17 protein-coding genes are annotated in these 17,029 nt (G+C 64.1%); 9 read left to right on the top strand and 8 right to left on the bottom strand.

Annotation, left to right across the window (positions count from 1 at the left end):
- Nucleotides 1–4: 4 nt before the first annotated feature.
- From HV822_RS12350 to HV822_RS12320, 6 genes are all read right to left on the bottom strand, one after another.
- Nucleotides 5–403: a type IV pilin protein gene (locus HV822_RS12350; protein ID WP_275419362.1), complete on the bottom strand. Its 399-nt coding sequence runs from the start codon at nt 401–403 to the stop codon at nt 5–7.
- A complete protein-coding gene (locus tag HV822_RS12340) occupies nt 400–3,255 on the bottom strand; it encodes a PilC/PilY family type IV pilus protein (RefSeq protein ID WP_238870407.1) in 2,856 nt (951 codons plus the stop codon). The genes HV822_RS12350 and HV822_RS12340 overlap by 4 nt, the downstream gene beginning before the upstream one ends.
- Nucleotides 3,236–3,694 carry a pilus assembly PilX family protein gene (locus tag HV822_RS12335; RefSeq protein ID WP_238870405.1) on the bottom strand — a complete coding sequence of 153 codons (459 nt, stop codon included), beginning with the start codon at nt 3,692–3,694 and terminating at the stop codon, nt 3,236–3,238. The genes HV822_RS12340 and HV822_RS12335 overlap by 20 nt, the downstream gene beginning before the upstream one ends.
- A 9-nt stretch (nt 3,695–3,703) precedes the next feature.
- On the bottom strand, nt 3,704–4,462 hold the full coding sequence (locus HV822_RS12330) for a hypothetical protein (RefSeq protein ID WP_238870403.1): 759 nt from the start codon (nt 4,460–4,462) through the stop codon (nt 3,704–3,706).
- On the bottom strand, nt 4,459–4,923 hold the full coding sequence (gene pilV / locus HV822_RS12325; RefSeq protein WP_238870401.1) for a type IV pilus modification protein PilV: 465 nt from the start codon (nt 4,921–4,923) through the stop codon (nt 4,459–4,461). Before pilV ends, HV822_RS12330 begins: the two co-directional genes overlap by 4 nt.
- Before the next feature lie 183 nt (nt 4,924–5,106).
- Nucleotides 5,107–6,072 carry a 2-hydroxyacid dehydrogenase gene (locus HV822_RS12320; protein WP_238870398.1) on the bottom strand — a complete coding sequence of 322 codons (966 nt, stop codon included), beginning with the start codon at nt 6,070–6,072 and terminating at the stop codon, nt 5,107–5,109.
- 65 nt (nt 6,073–6,137) lie between these two features.
- Here HV822_RS12320 and HV822_RS12315 point away from each other — a divergent pair, with 65 nt between their 5' ends.
- Entirely contained in the window at nt 6,138–6,770 is a 633-nt protein-coding gene (locus HV822_RS12315) for a LysE family translocator (protein WP_238870396.1), read from the top strand.
- 12 nt (nt 6,771–6,782) lie between these two features.
- Here the strand turns inward: HV822_RS12315 and hemH are convergent, their stop codons facing one another.
- Together hemH and HV822_RS12305 are read right to left on the bottom strand one after the other, a co-directional pair.
- The gene (hemH, locus tag HV822_RS12310; protein WP_238870394.1) at nt 6,783–7,805 is read right to left on the bottom strand and encodes a ferrochelatase; all 1,023 of its coding nucleotides are present in this window, start codon (nt 7,803–7,805) and stop codon (nt 6,783–6,785) included.
- Nucleotides 7,806–7,832: 27 nt separating this feature from the next.
- Nucleotides 7,833–8,735 carry a TIGR01777 family oxidoreductase gene (locus HV822_RS12305; RefSeq protein WP_238870393.1) on the bottom strand — a complete coding sequence of 301 codons (903 nt, stop codon included), beginning with the start codon at nt 8,733–8,735 and terminating at the stop codon, nt 7,833–7,835.
- 223 nt (nt 8,736–8,958) lie between these two features.
- On the opposite strand from HV822_RS12305, the gene HV822_RS12300 reads away from it, so the two are divergent.
- The 8 genes from HV822_RS12300 (at nt 8,959) to HV822_RS12265 (ending at nt 17,029) form a co-directional block, all read left to right on the top strand.
- Entirely contained in the window at nt 8,959–9,933 is a 975-nt protein-coding gene (locus tag HV822_RS12300; RefSeq protein ID WP_238870390.1) for an NAD(P)/FAD-dependent oxidoreductase, read from the top strand.
- A 135-nt stretch (nt 9,934–10,068) separates the two neighbouring features.
- The gene (locus HV822_RS12295) at nt 10,069–11,034 is read left to right on the top strand and encodes a YbgA family protein (RefSeq protein ID WP_238870389.1); all 966 of its coding nucleotides are present in this window, start codon (nt 10,069–10,071) and stop codon (nt 11,032–11,034) included.
- A 58-nt stretch (nt 11,035–11,092) separates the two neighbouring features.
- A complete protein-coding gene (gene phrB / locus HV822_RS12290; RefSeq protein WP_238873599.1) occupies nt 11,093–12,517 on the top strand; it encodes a deoxyribodipyrimidine photo-lyase in 1,425 nt (474 codons plus the stop codon).
- The gene (locus tag HV822_RS12285) at nt 12,514–12,945 is read left to right on the top strand and encodes a nuclear transport factor 2 family protein (RefSeq protein ID WP_238870387.1); all 432 of its coding nucleotides are present in this window, start codon (nt 12,514–12,516) and stop codon (nt 12,943–12,945) included. Before phrB ends, HV822_RS12285 begins: the two co-directional genes overlap by 4 nt.
- Nucleotides 12,942–13,721: an SDR family NAD(P)-dependent oxidoreductase gene (locus HV822_RS12280; protein ID WP_238870386.1), complete on the top strand. Its 780-nt coding sequence runs from the start codon at nt 12,942–12,944 to the stop codon at nt 13,719–13,721. Before HV822_RS12285 ends, HV822_RS12280 begins: the two co-directional genes overlap by 4 nt.
- Nucleotides 13,721–14,968, top strand: a complete 1,248-nt coding sequence (locus HV822_RS12275; RefSeq protein WP_238870384.1) for an NAD(P)/FAD-dependent oxidoreductase — start codon at nt 13,721–13,723, stop codon at nt 14,966–14,968. The genes HV822_RS12280 and HV822_RS12275 overlap by 1 nt, the downstream gene beginning before the upstream one ends.
- Nucleotides 14,968–15,777 (top strand): DUF1365 domain-containing protein, encoded by an 810-nt coding sequence (locus tag HV822_RS12270; protein ID WP_238870382.1) that lies wholly within the window; start codon nt 14,968–14,970, stop codon nt 15,775–15,777. The genes HV822_RS12275 and HV822_RS12270 overlap by 1 nt, the downstream gene beginning before the upstream one ends.
- The gene (locus HV822_RS12265; protein WP_396264876.1) at nt 15,758–17,029 is read left to right on the top strand and encodes an SAM-dependent methyltransferase; all 1,272 of its coding nucleotides are present in this window, start codon (nt 15,758–15,760) and stop codon (nt 17,027–17,029) included. The genes HV822_RS12270 and HV822_RS12265 overlap by 20 nt, the downstream gene beginning before the upstream one ends.

Here is a 17,029-nt window from a genome sequence, read left to right as displayed (position 1 = left end):
CGGGTCAGCGCCGCCAGCAGCGCGCGTCGGCCGGCGTGCGCTGCCCCAGCTGATTGAGCGTCAGCTCAGCGCAGACATCACCAGCCATCAAGCCACCAGGCACCGCCTGAGCACGCAGCACAAAGCGCTGCTCATAACGCTCCGCACTCAGCTGAAAAACCGCAGCCCCCTGCGCCGGACTCTGCTGCCACAGCCCCTCGACAGTGCCCTCGTCATAGCTGCCAGCGCTGGCATAGTGGTGTTCAAAACGCTGGGCATTATCCAGCAGCAGACCGCTGACCTCAGCTCGCTGGCCCTTGCGTACATGCTCCTGGTAGCCGGGGTAGGCAATGGCCGCAAGCAGGCCAATGATCGCCACCACCACCACTAGCTCCAGCAGGGTAAAGCCGCACGCGCGCCTCATAGCAATTGCCGCCAGTGAATCCGCGCAAACACGCAGCGCCCGCCGCCGGCCAGCAGCGCGCTGCCTTCACTGCCCTGCAGCAGGTAGTGCTCAGTCTCACAGCCGGGCAGCGCCACCTCCGGGTCTGCCTCCGCGCGCAGTACCTGCGGCAGACCGGGCAGGCCGATATCCAGCTCGATACCGACCACACCAATGTCTGCCTCATTGACCTGCAGATCGGCGTTGCCATCCAGGCTGGCGAAGGGCGGCGCCAGACCGGTATCCAGCGCCAGCGACACCAGCCAGCCACTGCTCTGGTGGCGACAGGGGTCTGCGGCGCTGCGGCGCGGGATCAACGTACTGAACAACACCCGGCTACCCACGACCGTGGCCGCATCGACCACCCGCTCGGCACTGACCGAATGCACCGGCAACGGCACATACCAGCCCGCCTGCTGCCGCCAGTCCAGCGCAGTACCGTCCACTTTTCGGCTACTGACCGTGTCGCCCTGCTGCAGCCTGCGCTGCGCCAAATCGGCCACGCTCAACGTTCGCCCCGAGGGCGCCAGGCGCAGCGCATAGAATGCCTGCTGCTCCCGGCTTTGCGCATCGCCTTGGGCCAACAGGCGGCCACTGCCAAACAGCAGCAGTGGCGCCTTGGCCGGCGTGCTTAGGTGGAGCAGCGGGGCGGCCGTCAGCGGCTGGCCCGGCGGAGCAGCAAACAGCGGCGCGCTGCGGTTGATCACCTGCCAGTGCTGCGGGTCGTCTGCGCTCAGATCAAAGCCCCACAGCTGCCCGTGCAGGTCACCGGCGTACGCTGCCACGACGTTTTCATTGGTATCACGTTGCAGGGTCACGGCAGACAAACCGTTGCCCTCGGGCGTGCCCGCCCTGGAAGGCAGGTCAAATTGCCTGAGCAGTTCGCCAGTTTCCGCATCCAGCACCAGCAAACTGGCCAGGCCCGCAGCGCTACCGTAGCCGTTGCCGGTGATCAGCAACGCACGCCCAGCCTTGTTGAACACCTGCGGGGCGGCATATACATGGCCAAGCGCCTGCCAGCCCGGCAGCGTTGCTTCCACCTCCCAAAGTGCGCCAAGGGCGTTACCTGCATCGCGCTGGTCAAATAGCCGGACAGCAAACAGCCCTTTGCCGCCGGCACCCAACCCGGCCGCTGCCAGCGTGCTCCAGCCTGCCGACAGGCGCACATCGGCCAGCGCTACCTGACCATCCACTCCAGAGTAATGCCCGTAACCAGCCCCGTAGGACGGAGCGGCCCAGTGTTGCAGGTTGCCTTGCAGGGCCGCAGGTAAATAGGCGTAGCGGTGCAGACCGCCCGCCTCGAACAGGTGCAGCAAGCCGTCATTGGCCCCTACCAGCAAGAGGTCACCCGTAGCGCTGCGCTGCTGCAGATAGGCCTGATAGTCTGCCTCCTCACTGGCCAACAGGGGCGCTCCGGCGATCAGAAGCCTGGGCGCGCTGCGCACGCTGTCGCCCAGCAGCCGGGTGCGTGCGCGCAGCCCCGGAATAGGTACACCGCGCGCCCAGTCGAGCAACTGTTGCCCGGCGCTAGCGCCGGGCAAGCCAAGCCCCGCAGCTATCGCCTGTAGCTGCTGTTGCTGGGCGGGCGCCAGGGCGCCAAACCCCGCGCCGCGCAAGGTCACCGGGCCTGCTGGCTGTAACGCGTCAGCCTGACGCCAGCTCTGGTATCGGCCGCGCAGCCCGCCGGGTACAAACTGGCTGTCGCTACGCCAGATCACGCCCTGTTCTGCCCCACTTCTGTCCAGCGCCAGCAGCTCGAGCGCACCGCTCCAGTCGCGGGCATGGTATTGCGAGCGTACACGCAAGCGACCAGCGCTCAGGGTCTGGCCATCCAGCGTCACTGCCGAAACAAAGCCGCTGTGCGCGCCAACCTCCCCCACAATGTGCCCCAGCGCGGCGGACAGCCCGCCGGCGTCGGCAACGCTCAGGTAGCGGCCACCGCCAGCCTGCGCAGCCGCGCGCAAACGCGGGTCATCAATAGCAAAGCCAAGGGTGTAGGTACGCAGGCTTTGCGCTGGATAGGCCGGGTCGTCCCAGCTCTGTCCGGCCGCATCCACGCCGCCGTGACGCAAATCGAGCGCCCGGGCAAAGGCCGCCATATCATCCAGATAAAAGGTGCTACCCGGGTCCTGCAGGCTTGCGCCAGTCGTATCGTTGCTGGCGTCGCCGTCCCAGTCCGGCAGGTGCCAATTGCCCGGCAAGTGCGGGTTCTGGCCAGCCGGCTCCTGCTGCGCCGAGACGGGGAAGACACTGTCGTGAGTTGGCAGCCCATCGGTCAGCACAACCGCGGCACTGGCCTGGCAGCGCCACTGCAAAGGGCTCTGGTAGCGCGGTATCGCGGGGTCGTAGAAGGAAGACATGCCGCGCAGGTAGCGGCTGATCTCATAGTGGGTTTCGGCCAGCGGCGTCCAGGTGTACTGGTCCGGGTCGTTACCCGCTGCGGGGCTCAGGTTGGCAATGGCCTGCTCGAGCTGTTGCAGGTGCTGCAGGCCGGCTGCGTCATGCCCAATCCCGTCAACGGGCACCAGCAGGCGTCCACCGGCCGTGTCACGCTGCGCGCCCGTTCCCGAGGCCGGGTTAAAGGCAAACAGGCCAAATCGCAGGTCGCGGTGCTGGTGCAGCAGTTGACTGGCGGCTTCTTGCATAACCGCCAAACGAGTGCGTCCGCCTGTGCTGTTCAACACCATGCTGGAGGAGTTATCCAGCAGCAGGATCACATTGGCCGGGGCGGCGCTACGCGTACTCACCGGGCCGCTGATCGGCTGAAAGGCCAGTGCAGCAGTAGGCACGGCACCCAATAGCAAGGTTGCCAGCTTACTGATAGGCCAGTGCATACACAGCCTCCAGCTCGGTGCGACGACGCCCGGTTTCACTGCGCACGCTAAGTCGATACACCTGCGACTCACCGCTGTGTTGCAGCTGGGCCGGTATCGCACTGCTGCCCAGCCAGTCAACTCGATAGGCCACCGCCACCCCGGTTTCGGCAGAGGCAAGGCTTTGCCAGCCAGTATCGGCCAGATTGCAGTCAGCCCCGCTGCAGGCTTGGCCGGGCAGGCCCAGCTCCTGCGCCCGAATCTGAGCCTCCAGCGTGCGCAATGCGCTTTCGGCAGCTTGAAAACCGAGTTGGCGCTGGGCCAGATTGGCAACCTGGCGCTGCTGATGGGTAGCGCCGCGTACAGCCGCATGTGCGCCCACCACCATCAGCAGCAAAAACACCAGGCTGATCAGCAGGGCGGCGCCCTGCTGCGGCCGGAACGAAGGTTGCCTGCTCATATCACTCCCTTATTGGTCAGGTCGGTTGCGCAGGCGGGTAACCTGCGTGAAGTGCTGGGTTAGCAGGCGCCCGGCCTGCGGGCTGCTCGGGTTGTCACTGAGCGCCAGACTTACTCGCACACTGCGCAGCCGGGGTTGCTCCCCAGGCGTAAGCGTTGGCTGGTAGCGGCCGCTGGCATCGGGCGAATCGGCGTCTGCTGCCAGGGCAAACTGCACGCGAAAATCCACCACCTGCTCAATCAGCGTTTCAAAGTTGCCGCTGCCATTGAGGCGCACCTGCACCCGGTCGCCCTGCTGGCGGTATTCCAGCTGACGTAGCGCCAGCAGCCAGTCACCGGGCAGCAACTGCAGCTCATCCTGCGCGATGGTCACCCGGTCACGGCAATTGCCAGCTACCAGCCAGCGAGCGCCAAAGCTGCCGGGGCGATAGCCTGCGGGCGCGTTGACCTGAATCCAGACCGGCAAGGCGGTAACAATCTGCAGCACACCATCTTGATAGCTGATCGGCTGCGCCAGCGGCGCTGGCAGCGCCAACCCCGAACTGAGCTGCAGATCGAGGCAGCCTTCACTGCCGGCCGCACGCAGGTCACTGGCCAAACGCCCCATCAGATAGCGCGCATCCTCCTGCAACTGATTACCGTGGCGCAGTAGTACCAGACTGTCGCGGCTGCCCAACAAGGTCTGCATCAAGGCCATGGTCAGCAGCAGCCCGAGCGCCATGGATACCAGCAGTTCGACCAGGCCGAAGCCGCTAAGCCGGCAGCTCACGGCTGCTCTCCGATATGCACATCAAGCTGCAGGCGGGCAGGGCCCTGCTCACTGATGCGTGCCTGCGACCAACGCAGCAACACACGTGCCACACCCTGCTCTACCGTTACTCGCGCCTCACCGTCGGGCAACTGACAGGTCACGGCGCTGGCAAAGTCAGCGCGATCCTGTTGCAGCAAGGGCAGGTTTTCTGCGGTCTGCTCAGGGCAGTCCCCGGTGACCGTCATGGCATACAGCGGCAAGGCACCGCGATTGGCACGCATGCGTTCAAGCAGGTCATTGGTAATCAGCAGCGCCTGGGCGCGGTGCGCGCTATCGGCGCTGAAGCGCAGGGCGTTGAGCTGCAAGCCGATGGCACCGAATACACCCAGCGTGGTCAGCAGCAGTGCCACCAGCACTTCGAGCAGCGAAAAGCCGCGCTGGGCCGGCGGGCCGCAGGCGGACGAGTGATTGGCCAGCATGAGGCAGGTCCTGTGCCAGTGGACCTGCGCAGCAACACCTGCAGGCCCTGATTCCGTGGCGGATCAGCCGGACTGCAGGTACCCGGCGAACGTCATCCGATGACGCCGTTCACCGTAAAAGGAGGCTCCCAGACCACCACCACCCTTATGGGTGAGGGCGGCGACAGCGGTGTGAGGGAGTTATCAGATGCCGACTTGGCGCGGAGCCCGGCCAGCGACAAAGCCGAGCAAGTTGTCACGCAGTTGCCCAACAATACGCTGGCGCGCTTCGCGACTGCCCCAGGCACTGTGCGGCGTAATCACCAGGTTCGGCAAATCCGCGTCGAGTAGCGGATTGCCATCGACCGGCGGCTCGACCGTCAGCACATCACAGGCCGCGCCGCCCAAGTGTCCGGAGCGCAGCGCCGCCGCCAGCGCGACCTCATTGACCAGCCCACCGCGCCCGGCATTGATCACCAGACTGCCCGGCTTCATCAGCGCCAGTTCAGGCGCCCCGATAAGGTCGCGGGTTGACTCGGTCAACGGGCAGTGCAGGCTGAGTACATCGACCTCTGGCAGCAGGCGCTCCAGCGCCGGGCGCCCTTCCCGCTCACGCCCGGGCAAGGCGCCCACCAGCACGCGCATGCCAAAGGCCTCAGCCAGCCGCCCCACCGCCTGCCCCAGCTCGCCGTAGCCAAGAATACCCAGGGTGCGGCCAGACAACTCGCCAATGGGGTAGTCCAGCAGGCAGAATTGCTCGCTGCGTTGCCAGGCGCCGCCGCGCACCGCCTCACGGTAGGACTCAAATCGGGTAATCAGCACCAGCATCAGCATCAAGGTGTGCTGCGCCACCGCCGGGGTACCGTAGGCCTGACAGTTGCACACCACGATGCCCTGCTCACGCGCCGCCTGCAGGTCGACATTGTTGGTACCGGTCGCAGCAATAAGAATCAGCTTAAGCTGCGGGTTGGCCTGCATCAGTGCGCGGTCAATCACCACCTTGTTAGTGATCACCACCTGCTGCCCCTGCAGCCGCTCGCCGACCTCGCGGGCAGCCGTGCGCGGATAACTGGTGAAGACACTCGCTGTGCCTTCCAGCGCACTCAGATCCAGGTCGCCCTGGTCGAGGCTGGCACGATCGAGGAAAACGGTGGAGAGACCTTCTTGCATGCTGGCTGTACCTGTATTGCAGGGAGACGGCGCAGTATAATCGCCCGCCCATAGGAGGCCCTGCAATGTATTGGAATGAATTTGCGCTGGTGGCACTGGTCCACCTGCTCGCCGTAATCAGCCCAGGACCGGATTTTGCCGTGGTAATTCGCAATAGCGTCAGCGCCGGGCACCGCGCCGGCCTGTACACCGCAGCCGGTGTTGGCAGCGCCATTTTCCTGCACGTAACCTACTCGCTGCTGGGCATTGGCCTGATTGTGTCGCAGTCGATCTGGCTGTTCAATCTGCTCAAGCTGTTGGCTGGGGCCTACCTAATTTACATCGGTTTTCGCGCCCTGCGCGCCCAGCCCGTCTCGGCTGCCCAGCAGGTCAGCAAGCAGCGCAGCATGAGCACCGCGCAGGCGTTTCGTCAGGGCTTTATCACCAACGGCCTCAACCCCAAGGCAACGCTGTTCTTTCTCTCGCTGTTCACCGTGGTAATCAGTCACGACACTCCGCTGCTGGTGCAGGCAGGCTACGGCGTGTATCTGGCCGTAGCGACGGGCGCCTGGTTCTGCCTGGTAGCCCTACTGTTCAGCCGCGACGCAGTGCGTCGCGGCTTCCACCGCATGGGGCACTGGTTTGATCGAATGATGGGTGGCGTACTGGTCGCCTTGGGGCTGCACATCGCCCTGTCGCACTGGATCAAACGCGGCTGAGCCGCGCCGAGCTCAGGCCTGAGTGGGCGTGTTCCGCGCCCAGTCGGCAAGCACCTTGACCCATTGCGGGTCATCGTTCAGGCAGGGGATCAGCACCAGTTCTTCCCCGCCTGCGGCGACAAACTGCTCGCGTGCGCGGTCACCAATCTCCTCCAGCGTCTCGATGCAGTCAGCCACAAAGGCCGGGCAGGCGACCAGCAGCCGCTTGACGCCCTGAGCTGCCAGCTCGTCGATACGGTTTTCCGTGTAGGGCTCAATCCACTTGTCGCGCCCCAGTCGAGACTGGAATGCCATCGAGCATTGCTCTGGCGCCAACTCCAGACGGGCAGCCAGCTCACGGCTGACATAACTGCAGTGCGCACGATAACAGATGGCGTGGGCCGCCGAGGGGCGCTCACAGCAATCGGCGGATGCCAGACAATGCGAGCCGGTCGGATCGGCCTTGCGCAGGTGTCGCTCGGGCAAGCCGTGGTAGCTCAACAGCAGGTGATCAAAGCCCTGCGCCAGATAGGGTCGCATGGTGTCGGCCAGCGCTGCGAGATAGTCGGGGCGGTCATAAAATGCCGGCACGACGGTCAAGCGAAGATCCAGACCATGCTGCTGGATGACCCGCTGCGCCTCCTGCACCGAGGTAGTGATGGTGCTGTCAGCATGCTGCGGGTACTGCGGCATAAACAGCACCTCACGCACCCCAGGCTGCGCCGCCAGCGCCAGCAGCCCCCGTTCAATGGAGGGTTCGCCGTAGCGCATTGCCAGCTCCACCGGCATCTCCAGCTGTTGCTGCAAGGCCTGTTGCACCCGGCGGCTAATCACCAACAAGGGCGAGCCATCCTCCCACCAGATTGAGGCATAGGCATGCGCCGACGCCTTGGGGCGCGTAAGCAATATCAGGCTGACCAGCAGCCGACGCGCCGGCCAGGGCAGGTCTACTACATAGGGATCCATCAGGAACTGATTCAGATAGCGTCGCACATCGGCCACCTGAGTACTCTTGGGCGAGCCCAGATTGACCAGCAAAACCCCACGTTCAGACATCTACAGACTCCAGCAAATTGATCACCATTACTCCCGCTTTTGCAGCACCTGCGCCAAGGCGGCGTCCAGCTGCGGGTAGCGAAATACAAACCCCTGTTGCTCAGCCTTGGCAGGCAGCGCGCGCTGACCGGTCAGCAACAGCCGAGCCATTTCCCCCAACGCCAACTTCAATACCGGCGACGGCGCTGGTAGCACTGCCGGGCGGCCCAGCGCCTTGCCCAGTGCCGCACTGAATTCCGAGTTGGTGACCGGCGCCGGCGCCGTACCGTTGTAAACACCCCGACAATCGGCGGTTTCCATCAGCCACAGCAGCAACGCCTCGACATCGCTATGATGCACCCAAGACATGTACTGCTTGCCAGCCCCCAGCGGCCCGCCCAGCCCCAAACTGAAAGGCACCCGCATGCGAGCCAAAAAACCGCCGTCCGGAGCCAATACCAGCCCCAGACGCAGCACACATACGCGAATACCGTAGGACGCTGCTCGACGCGCCGCCGCCTCCCAGGCATCACAAAGCGTGTGCGTGTATTCTGCCTTCGCCGGGCTGGACTCGGTCAGCGGTGTATCGCCACCGTCGCCATACCAGCCCACCGCCGACGCACTGACCAGCACGTCAGGGCGTTGGGCACGCTGGCCAAGCCACTGCACCAATTGCTCGGTCAGGGTCACCCGGCTCTGCCATAGCACAGCCTTGCGCTCGTCACTCCAGCGCCGGTCCGCGACGGGCGCGCCCGCCAGATTGATCACCGCATCCAGCGCATCATCATCCAACTGTTCAAGGCTGGCGATGCCGCGCACCTGCGCGCCACACAATGTTGCAACCTCACCCGGACGCCGGCTCCAGACAGTTACCTGATGTCCGGCCGCAGTCAGTTGGCGGCACAGCTGCCGCCCGATCAGACCGGTACCGCCGGTCAGTAATACGTTCATAAAGACTCCCTGTCATCAACGCTGCTAGCCGCCACACTATGACCTGGCAGCTCCTCGGGCAAGCACGGGCACGCCAAACTGCCAAATGAACAACATGCGAGACACCGGCAACGCTGACGACACGCAAATTTTTATACAGACCGCCACCCTATGTATAGCTTTTCCTGTCCTGCCGGGGTACAACGGCCCCCTACAGCGACCCTGAACAGAACGAGATCACACTATGAGCGTAGCCGTAATTGGCGCCGGCATGGCTGGCATCAGCGCCGCCCTGCAATTGCAAGAGGCTGGCCTTGCTGTCGAGTTGTTCGACAAAAGCCGGGGAACCGGTGGCCGTATGAGTAGCAAACGCACCGAACAAGGCGAGTTTGACATCGGCACCCAGTACTTCACCGCCCGTCACAGCGCTTTTCGTGCGGCAGTAGAAGATTGGCAGGCACGCGGCTGGGTAGCGCGCTGGCAGCCTCGTCTGTATCGCATTGACGAGCAAGGGCTACGCGCATCCGAAGACGACCAGCAGCGCTATGTCGGGGCCCCTCGCATGACCGCGCTGAGTCGCAACCTGATTGCTGACATTCCGCTGCACAGCGCCACCCGCATCGTCGAGTTGCAGCGCAGCGAGGACGGCTGGTTATTGATTGATAGCGAAGCCGATCACCACGGCCCCTACCAGCAGGTGATCGTCGCGACGCCAGCGCCCCAGGCAGTGCCGCTGCTCAGCGCTGCGCCGGCCCTGGCCAACGCAGCGGCACAGGCACAGATGGAACCGGGCTGGGCAGTCTGCGTGGGCTTTGCAGAACCACTGACTCTGGCGCTGGACGCCGCCTTCGTACGTTGCGGCCCGCTGGACTGGGTCTGTGCCAACCACAGCAAGCCTGGCCGTGACAGTGCCGCCAACTGGGTATTGCAATCCACACCGGCCTGGGCGGCGGCAAACCTGGACACACCACCACAGGAGGTAGCGGCACAGCTGCTGGCGGCACTGGCAGACGCGCTGCAAACCGAGCTACCCGAGGTGCACTTCACGCACGCCCACCGCTGGCTGTACGCGCGCCCAGCCGACCATCAGCAATGGGGCGCACTTGCTGCGCCCGAGCTGGACCTCTACGTGTGCGGCGACTGGTGTCAGGCTGGGCGGCTGGAAGGCGCATGGTTGAGCGGTCGAGAAGCGGCCCAAGTGCTGCTCGGCAGAAGCTGAGCAGCCCAATAAAGGCCGTAAAAATTATACCAATGGAGGCGATTGGCAGACGGACGGCGCAAAAACTTATACAAAAATAGTGAATTCATGCTTATCCTTGTACAAGAGCAATCCAAGCTGTACAGGAGATAAGCCATGCGCACTGCCATTACTGCACGTATCCCGGTCGGCATCAGCCAATGCCTGGTAGGCGACCCGGTGCGCTTCAACGCTGGACACAAGCACTCGCGCCTGTGCACCGAGCAGCTCGGCGCCCTCTTTGACCTGCGCCCGGTCTGCCCCGAAGTCGCTATCGGCCTCGGGACACCGCGCAAGGTCATCCGCCTGATCGACGATCCGCAGGCACCGCGCGCGGTAAGCAGCGACAACCTTGACCAGGACCACACTCAGGCCCTTAGCGACTACGCTGATGCCGTCAGCGACCGCAGCGATGAGCTGTGCGGCTTTATCCTGATGCAGAAATCACCCAGCTGCGGCATGGAGCGGGTCAAGGTGTACAACCGCCAAGGCCAACCAGCTCCAGCCACTGGCAGCGGCGTGTTCGCCGCGCGCCTGATGCAACGCCATCCGCTGCTGCCGGTCGAGGAAGAAGGCCGCCTGCACGACCCCGTGCTGCGTGAAAACTTCGTCAATCGGGTGGTCGTCTACGCCGACTGGCAAGCCCTCAAGCGCAATGGCCTGAGCGCCAGCCGCCTGCTGGCCTTCCACGCGCGCCACAAGTATCTGCTGATGGCGCACCAATCTCCGCGCTACCGCACCTTGGGTCAACTGCTGGCCAAGCCAGGCAAGGGCGACGCGCTCGCCCGCACCGCCGAGCAGTATTTCAGCGAATTGATGCAGGCCCTGCGCCAGCCCGCCAGCCGCCGCAGCCACAGCAACGTGCTGCAGCATGTGGCCGGGCACTTCAAACGCGTGCTGGCCGCGCCGGAAAAAGCCGAACTGCAACAGTTGATCGCGCGCTACCGCGAAGGCGTGGTGCCGTTGGTAGTGCCCATCACCCTGCTGCAGCACCACCTGCTGCGCCATCCGGACCCGTATCTGCAGCAGCAGGCCTACCTGCAGCCACACCCACCCGAGCTCAGCCTGCGGAATGCGATCTGACCATGACCGACTTTCAACGCTGCACCCAGCCCAGCGGAGCCCGCTCATGAGCCAGCCTATGCAACTGTGCTGGCTGCGCACCGACCTGCGCCTGCACGACAATCACGCGCTCTGGCACGCCAGCCAGCAGGGCCCGGTAGTCGCGGTATACGTGGTCACGCCCAACGACTGGCGCGCGCACGACGATGCCCCCATCAAGATCGACTTCTGGCGGCGCAACCTGATCGCCCTGCAAGCACAGCTGACTGAGCGCAACATCCCCCTGCGCGTGCTGCACGCCGACAGCTGGGCCGACTGCCCCAGCCAGCTTCTCAAGCTTGCCCAGGAACTGGAGGTCGGCAGCCTTCACTTCAACGACGAATACGGCCTGCACGAACAGTCTCGCGACGACGCCACAGCCGCGGTCTTTGCTGACGCCGGCCTCAGCTGCCAGCGCTACACCGATCAGCTGTTGTTTGCGCCGGGCAGCCTGACGACACAGAGCGGTACCATGTACAAGGTATACAGTCAGTTCCGCAAGCAGGCCTACAAGGCGCTGCATCGCCAGCTACCTGACTGCCTGCCGGCACCCGAACGCCAAACCGCCTTGCCATTGGACAGCGACCCGCCAGCGGCAGGCTTCGACGCCTTCGAATGCCCCTCCGAGGATCAGCAAGCGCTGTGGCCTGCCGGCGAACAGGCAGCCCTTGAGCGCCTCGAACATTTCTGCGCCGAGCTACTGGAAGAGTACGCCGAGGACCGCGACCGCCCTGACCTGGATGTCACCAGCCGCCTGTCTGCCTACCTCGCCGCCGGCGTGCTGTCACCCCGTCAGTGCCTGCACGCGGCGCTGCGCGTCAACCGGGGTGAGTTTGACGGCGGCAACCGGGGCGCGGTCAGCTGGATCAACGAACTACTCTGGCGCGAGTTCTACAAACACATCCTGGTCTGCTACCCGCGGGTATCGCGCCATCGCGCCTTCCGCCCGGAAACCGAAGTGGTGCAGTGGCGCACAGACGCCGACGGCCTCGCCGCCTGGCAGCAAGGTCGCACCGGCATCCCGCTGGTGGACGCGGCCATGCGTCAGCTGCTCGAAACCGGCTGGATGCACAACCGCTTGCGCATGGTCAGCGCGATGTTCCTGACCAAGAACCTGCTGATCGACTGGCGCGAAGGCGAGCGCTGGTTCATGCAACACCTGATCGACGGCGACCTGGCCGCCAACAACGGCGGCTGGCAGTGGAGTGCCTCCACCGGCACCGACGCCGCGCCCTACTTCCGGGTATTCAACCCGGTCAGCCAGTCACAGAAATGCGATCCCGATGGCAGCTTTATCCGCCAGTGGTTACCGGAGCTGGCAGAGCTGGCCGCGCGCGACATCCACCTGCCGCCGCAGGAAGATCTGCTTTCCCGCGACCATACTTACCCTGCCCCCATCGTCGATCTCCGCAGCAGCCGGCAACGCGCTATCGACGCCTTCCGCCAGGCAGGAGAAACCGCATGATCAGCCAGCAGCAGATCGACGCCTTTGCCCACGGCTTTGCCAGCCTGGACCGCGACAACCTTGCGCGCCTGGGCGAGCTGTACCAGCCTGACGTGCACTTCACCGACCCGCTGCACGAGCTGCGAGGGCTAACGGCGCTGACAGACTACTGCGCCAATCTCTACAGCAATCTCAGCAGCGTGCGCTTCGACTTCAGCCAATGCTCGGCAATCGATGATGAGCAAGCGCTGCTGTGCTGGACCCTGTACTACCGCCACCCCCGACTGGCCGGCGGACGCGAAGTCAGCGTACCGGGCGTAAGCCAGGTGTGGTTCCGCAACGGCAAGGTCTTTCGACATCGAGACCATTACGACGCGGGCGCACTGCTGTACGAGCACATCCCCCTGCTCGGCAGCCTCATACGCTTACTCAAGAGACGACTGACATGAACCATCAACGCAGAATCTGGCTTACCGGCGCGTCCAGCGGCATTGGCCTTGCTTTGGCCGAGCAACTGGCCGAACAGGGCCACCGGATCGCTCTCACCGCGCGACGCCGTGAGCCGCTGCGGGCCCTGGCCAAGCGCTACCCTGAGCAGATCCTGGTCATCACCGCCGATCTGACCGACATTCACGCCGTGCGCGAGGCCGGCGAACGGCTGGACGCCACCTGGGGCGGCCTGGACTGGGCTATTCTCAATGCGGGCACCTGCGAGTACATGGAGCTGCCACGCTTTTCCGCCAGCCTGATGGAGCGGGTCATGCGGGTGAATGTTCTGGGTACCGCCAATTGCATTGAGACCGCCCTGCCCCTGCTGCGCCGTGGCCACGAACCGCGCCTGGCGGTAGTGGGTAGCAGCGTTACCTACCTGCCATTGCCGCGCGCCGAAGCGTACGGCGCCTCCAAGGCGGCTCTGCGCTACCTAGTGCAGTCACTGGAGCTGGACCTGGCCAATGAGGGCGTGGCAGTCAGCCTGGTCAGCCCCGGCTTTGTCGACACGCCGCTCACCGCCAACAACGACTTCGCCATGCCCATGCGCCTAAGCGCCAAGGAGGCGGCCCGACGCACCCTGCGCGGCCTGGAACGCGGGCAACGGGAGATCAGTTTCCCCGGCCGCTTTATCGCCATGCTGCGCCTGATCGCAGCGCTCCCCGCCTGGCTGCGCATAACGCTGACGCGGCGCCGCCGCAAGCCAGAGGCCACAACTGAGCAGGAGATCAACTGATGCGCATTGCCGTTGTCGGCAGCGGTATAGCCGGCCTGGTGGCGGCGCATCTGCTGTCGCGTCGCCACGACATCACCCTATTTGAAGCCAACGACTGGATTGGTGGCCATACCCACACGGTCGATGTCGACGTAGCGCAGCAGCGCTACGCCATCGACACCGGGTTCATTGTCTTCAACGACTGGACCTACCCCAACTTCATTCGTTTGCTTGACCAACTGGGCGTGGCTTCCAAGCCAACCGAAATGAGTTTTTCAGTCAGCGACCCACGCAGCGGGCTGGAGTACAACGGCAACAACCTCAACACCCTGTTCGCCCAGCGTCGCAACCTGATCTCGCCCGGTTTTCTGCGCATGCTGGCCGACATACTGCGTTTTAACCGTGAAGCGCTGACCGACCTGGAAAAGCCCGAGGCAGGCAGCCACAAAACCTTGGGCCAGTACCTGCACCAGCGCGGCTACAGCCGCCGTTTTATCGACCACTACATCGTTCCGATGGGCTCAGCAATCTGGTCGATGTCGCTGCGCGACATGCTGGACTTTCCGCTGGCCTTCTTTATTCGCTTTTTCCACAACCACGGCCTGCTGTCGATCAGCAATCGGCCTCAGTGGCGGGTCATCGAGGGCGGCTCACGCAGCTACGTCCCGGCGCTCAGCGCCGGCTTCGCCAAGGGCATCCGGCTGAACTGTCCAGTTCAGCGCATTCGCCGCGACGAACAGGGCGTCAGCATTCTCAGCCGTCAGGGCGAGGAGCGCTTTGACCGCGTGATACTCGCGTGCCACAGCGACCAGGCCCTGCATTTGCTGGAGCAGCCCAGCGAAGCTGAGCAGGCGATTCTGGGTGCCATTCGCTATGCCGACAACGACGTGGTGCTGCACACCGACACCCGCCTGCTGCCACGCCACAAACGGGCCTGGGCGAGCTGGAACTACCGCCTCGGTGCCTCCACCGAACAGCCGGCCGCCTTGACCTACAACATGAATATCCTGCAGGGCATTGAAGCGCCGGAAACCTTCTGCGTCAGCCTCAACCAGACCGAACAAATTGATCCGGCACGCATTCTTGCGCGCTTCAACTATGCCCATCCGCAGTTCAGCCAGGCAGCCAGTGCCGCCCAGCAACAATGGCAGTCATTGCTGGGTGAACAGCACACCTTCTTCTGTGGCGCCTGGTGGGCCAATGGCTTTCATGAGGACGGCGTCATCAGCGCCCTGCGCGTTGCAGCGCACTTTGGAGAGAGCCTCTGATGAGCCTCGCCAGCGCGCTCTACAGCGGCCAACTGCAGCATCGCCGGCACCTGCCGCGCGGGCATCAGTTCCGCTACCGGATCACCCTGCTGCTGCTCGATCTCGACGAGCAGTCCAAGGTATTCGGTCTGAGTGCGCTCTGGAGCGGCCGCTGGTGGTCACCCATGCGCTTTGCCGAGCGCGACTACCTGCGGGCTGAACGCCGGCCGCAGGAGGACCTGAAGGCCTGCGCCCAGCGCCTGGTGCGTGAGCAGTTGGGGCTGACATTAGACGGCCCAGTGCGGCTGCTCACGCAGATTCGCAGCTTTGGCATGCTGTTCAACCCGGTCTCATTCTTTTACTGCCATGACCTCAACGGTCAGCTGCGCGCCATCATCTGCGAAGTCACCAATACCCCCTGGGGAGAGCGCTTCAGCTATTTGCTGGAAGCAGACCCCGAGCAGCAGCGTCAGCATTTCAACCTGACCAAGCGCTTTCACGTCTCCCCCTTTTTACCCCGCGAAGCCGAGTACCACATGCACTTCAGCGTGCCGGCCAGGCGCCTGCAGGTGCGCATAGAACACCATCAGGACGGCCAGCGCCTGTTCGACGCCAGCATGGGGTTGCAACGCCAGCCGCTCAGCCCTGCGCTGCTGCGGCGCGAGACGCTGCGCTTTCCCTTCATGGTGCTACGCACCGTCAGTGGCATCTACTGGCAGGCCCTGCGCCTGCTGCTCAAAGGTATACCGTTGTTTGACCATGCACCCGCCGCACAATCGGTGGCGGCGCATCCGCGCAAGGAGTCCGGACATGAAACCGAGCAGACCTGAACTGACCTGCAGCACGGCGCAAGACCGTGAGGGCTGGCTGCAGAAGCTGTGCCGTCAGGCCGTGATGGCACGGCTACGCCTGCTGCAGCGCGGTACCTTGCGCCTGCATCTTGAGGAAGAAAGCCTGGACTTTGGTCAGCCCGATCACGACGGCCTGCACGCCGAGATCCGCCTGCATGATCCGGCCGCCTGGGGGCAAATTGCCTGCAACGGCAGCGTCGGTGCCGGCGAGGCCTACTTTCAGGGCATGTGGAGCACCCCAGACCTGACCGCCGTGACCCGCCTGTTTGTGCGCAATCTTGATGTGCTGGACGCCATGGAGACCGGCCTGGCACGGCTCGGACAACCCGCCCTGCAATGGCTGCACCGGCTCAACCGCAACAGTCTCAGCGGCTCACGGCGCAATATCAGCGCTCACTATGATCTGGGCAACGACCTGTTCGAGCGTCTGCTTGATCCCAGCATGATGTACTCGGCGGCACTCTTTGCACCCGGCAGCGATGATCTGCACGCAGCCCAGCTCAACAAGCTGGAGCACATCTGCCGCAAACTGGAACTGAGCGCCGAGGATCATCTGCTGGAGATTGGCACCGGCTGGGGCAGCATGGCGATCTATGCGGCGCAACACTATGGCTGCAAGGTGACTACAACTACGCTATCGCAGGAACAATACCGCCTGGCTGAGGAGCGCATCGCCCAGGCCGGCCTGCAGGATCGCATCACCCTGCTGCTCAAGGACTACCGCGAGCTGGAAGGTCAGTACGACAAGCTGGTCTCCATCGAAATGGTCGAGGCCGTCGGGCATGCCTACTTTGCCACCTACTTCAAAGCCTGCGCCGCGCTGCTCAAGCCCGATGGCCTCATGCTGCTGCAGGCCATCACCATTCGCGACCAGCGCTATGAACAGGCCCGCCGCAGCGTGGACTTCATTCAGCGCTACATCTTCCCGGGCGGCTCCCTGCCCTCCGTCAGCATCATTGGCGAACTGACCCGTAAGCACACCGACCTTGCCATGTTGCATCTGGAAGATATCGGCCTGCACTACGCGCGCACCCTGCGTCACTGGTACCACAACCTGCAGCGCTACCGTGGAGAGCTGGCACAACTCGGGTATGATGACGCCTTTTTCCGGCTGTGGGAGTTCTACCTCTGCTACTGCGAAGGGGGCTTTCGCGAACGTGGCATCGGCACTGCTCAAATCCTGCTCAGCAAGCCCGATGCCCGCCCCGGAGCAACCTACTTGGGAGGCTGA

The sequence above is a fragment of the Halopseudomonas maritima genome, assembly GCF_021545785.1.
In the GTDB taxonomy this organism is placed as follows: Bacteria; Pseudomonadota; Gammaproteobacteria; order Pseudomonadales; family Pseudomonadaceae; genus Halopseudomonas; species Halopseudomonas maritima.
Note: the sequence above shows the minus strand (reverse complement) of the source record. Positions and strands in the feature narration are given on the sequence as shown.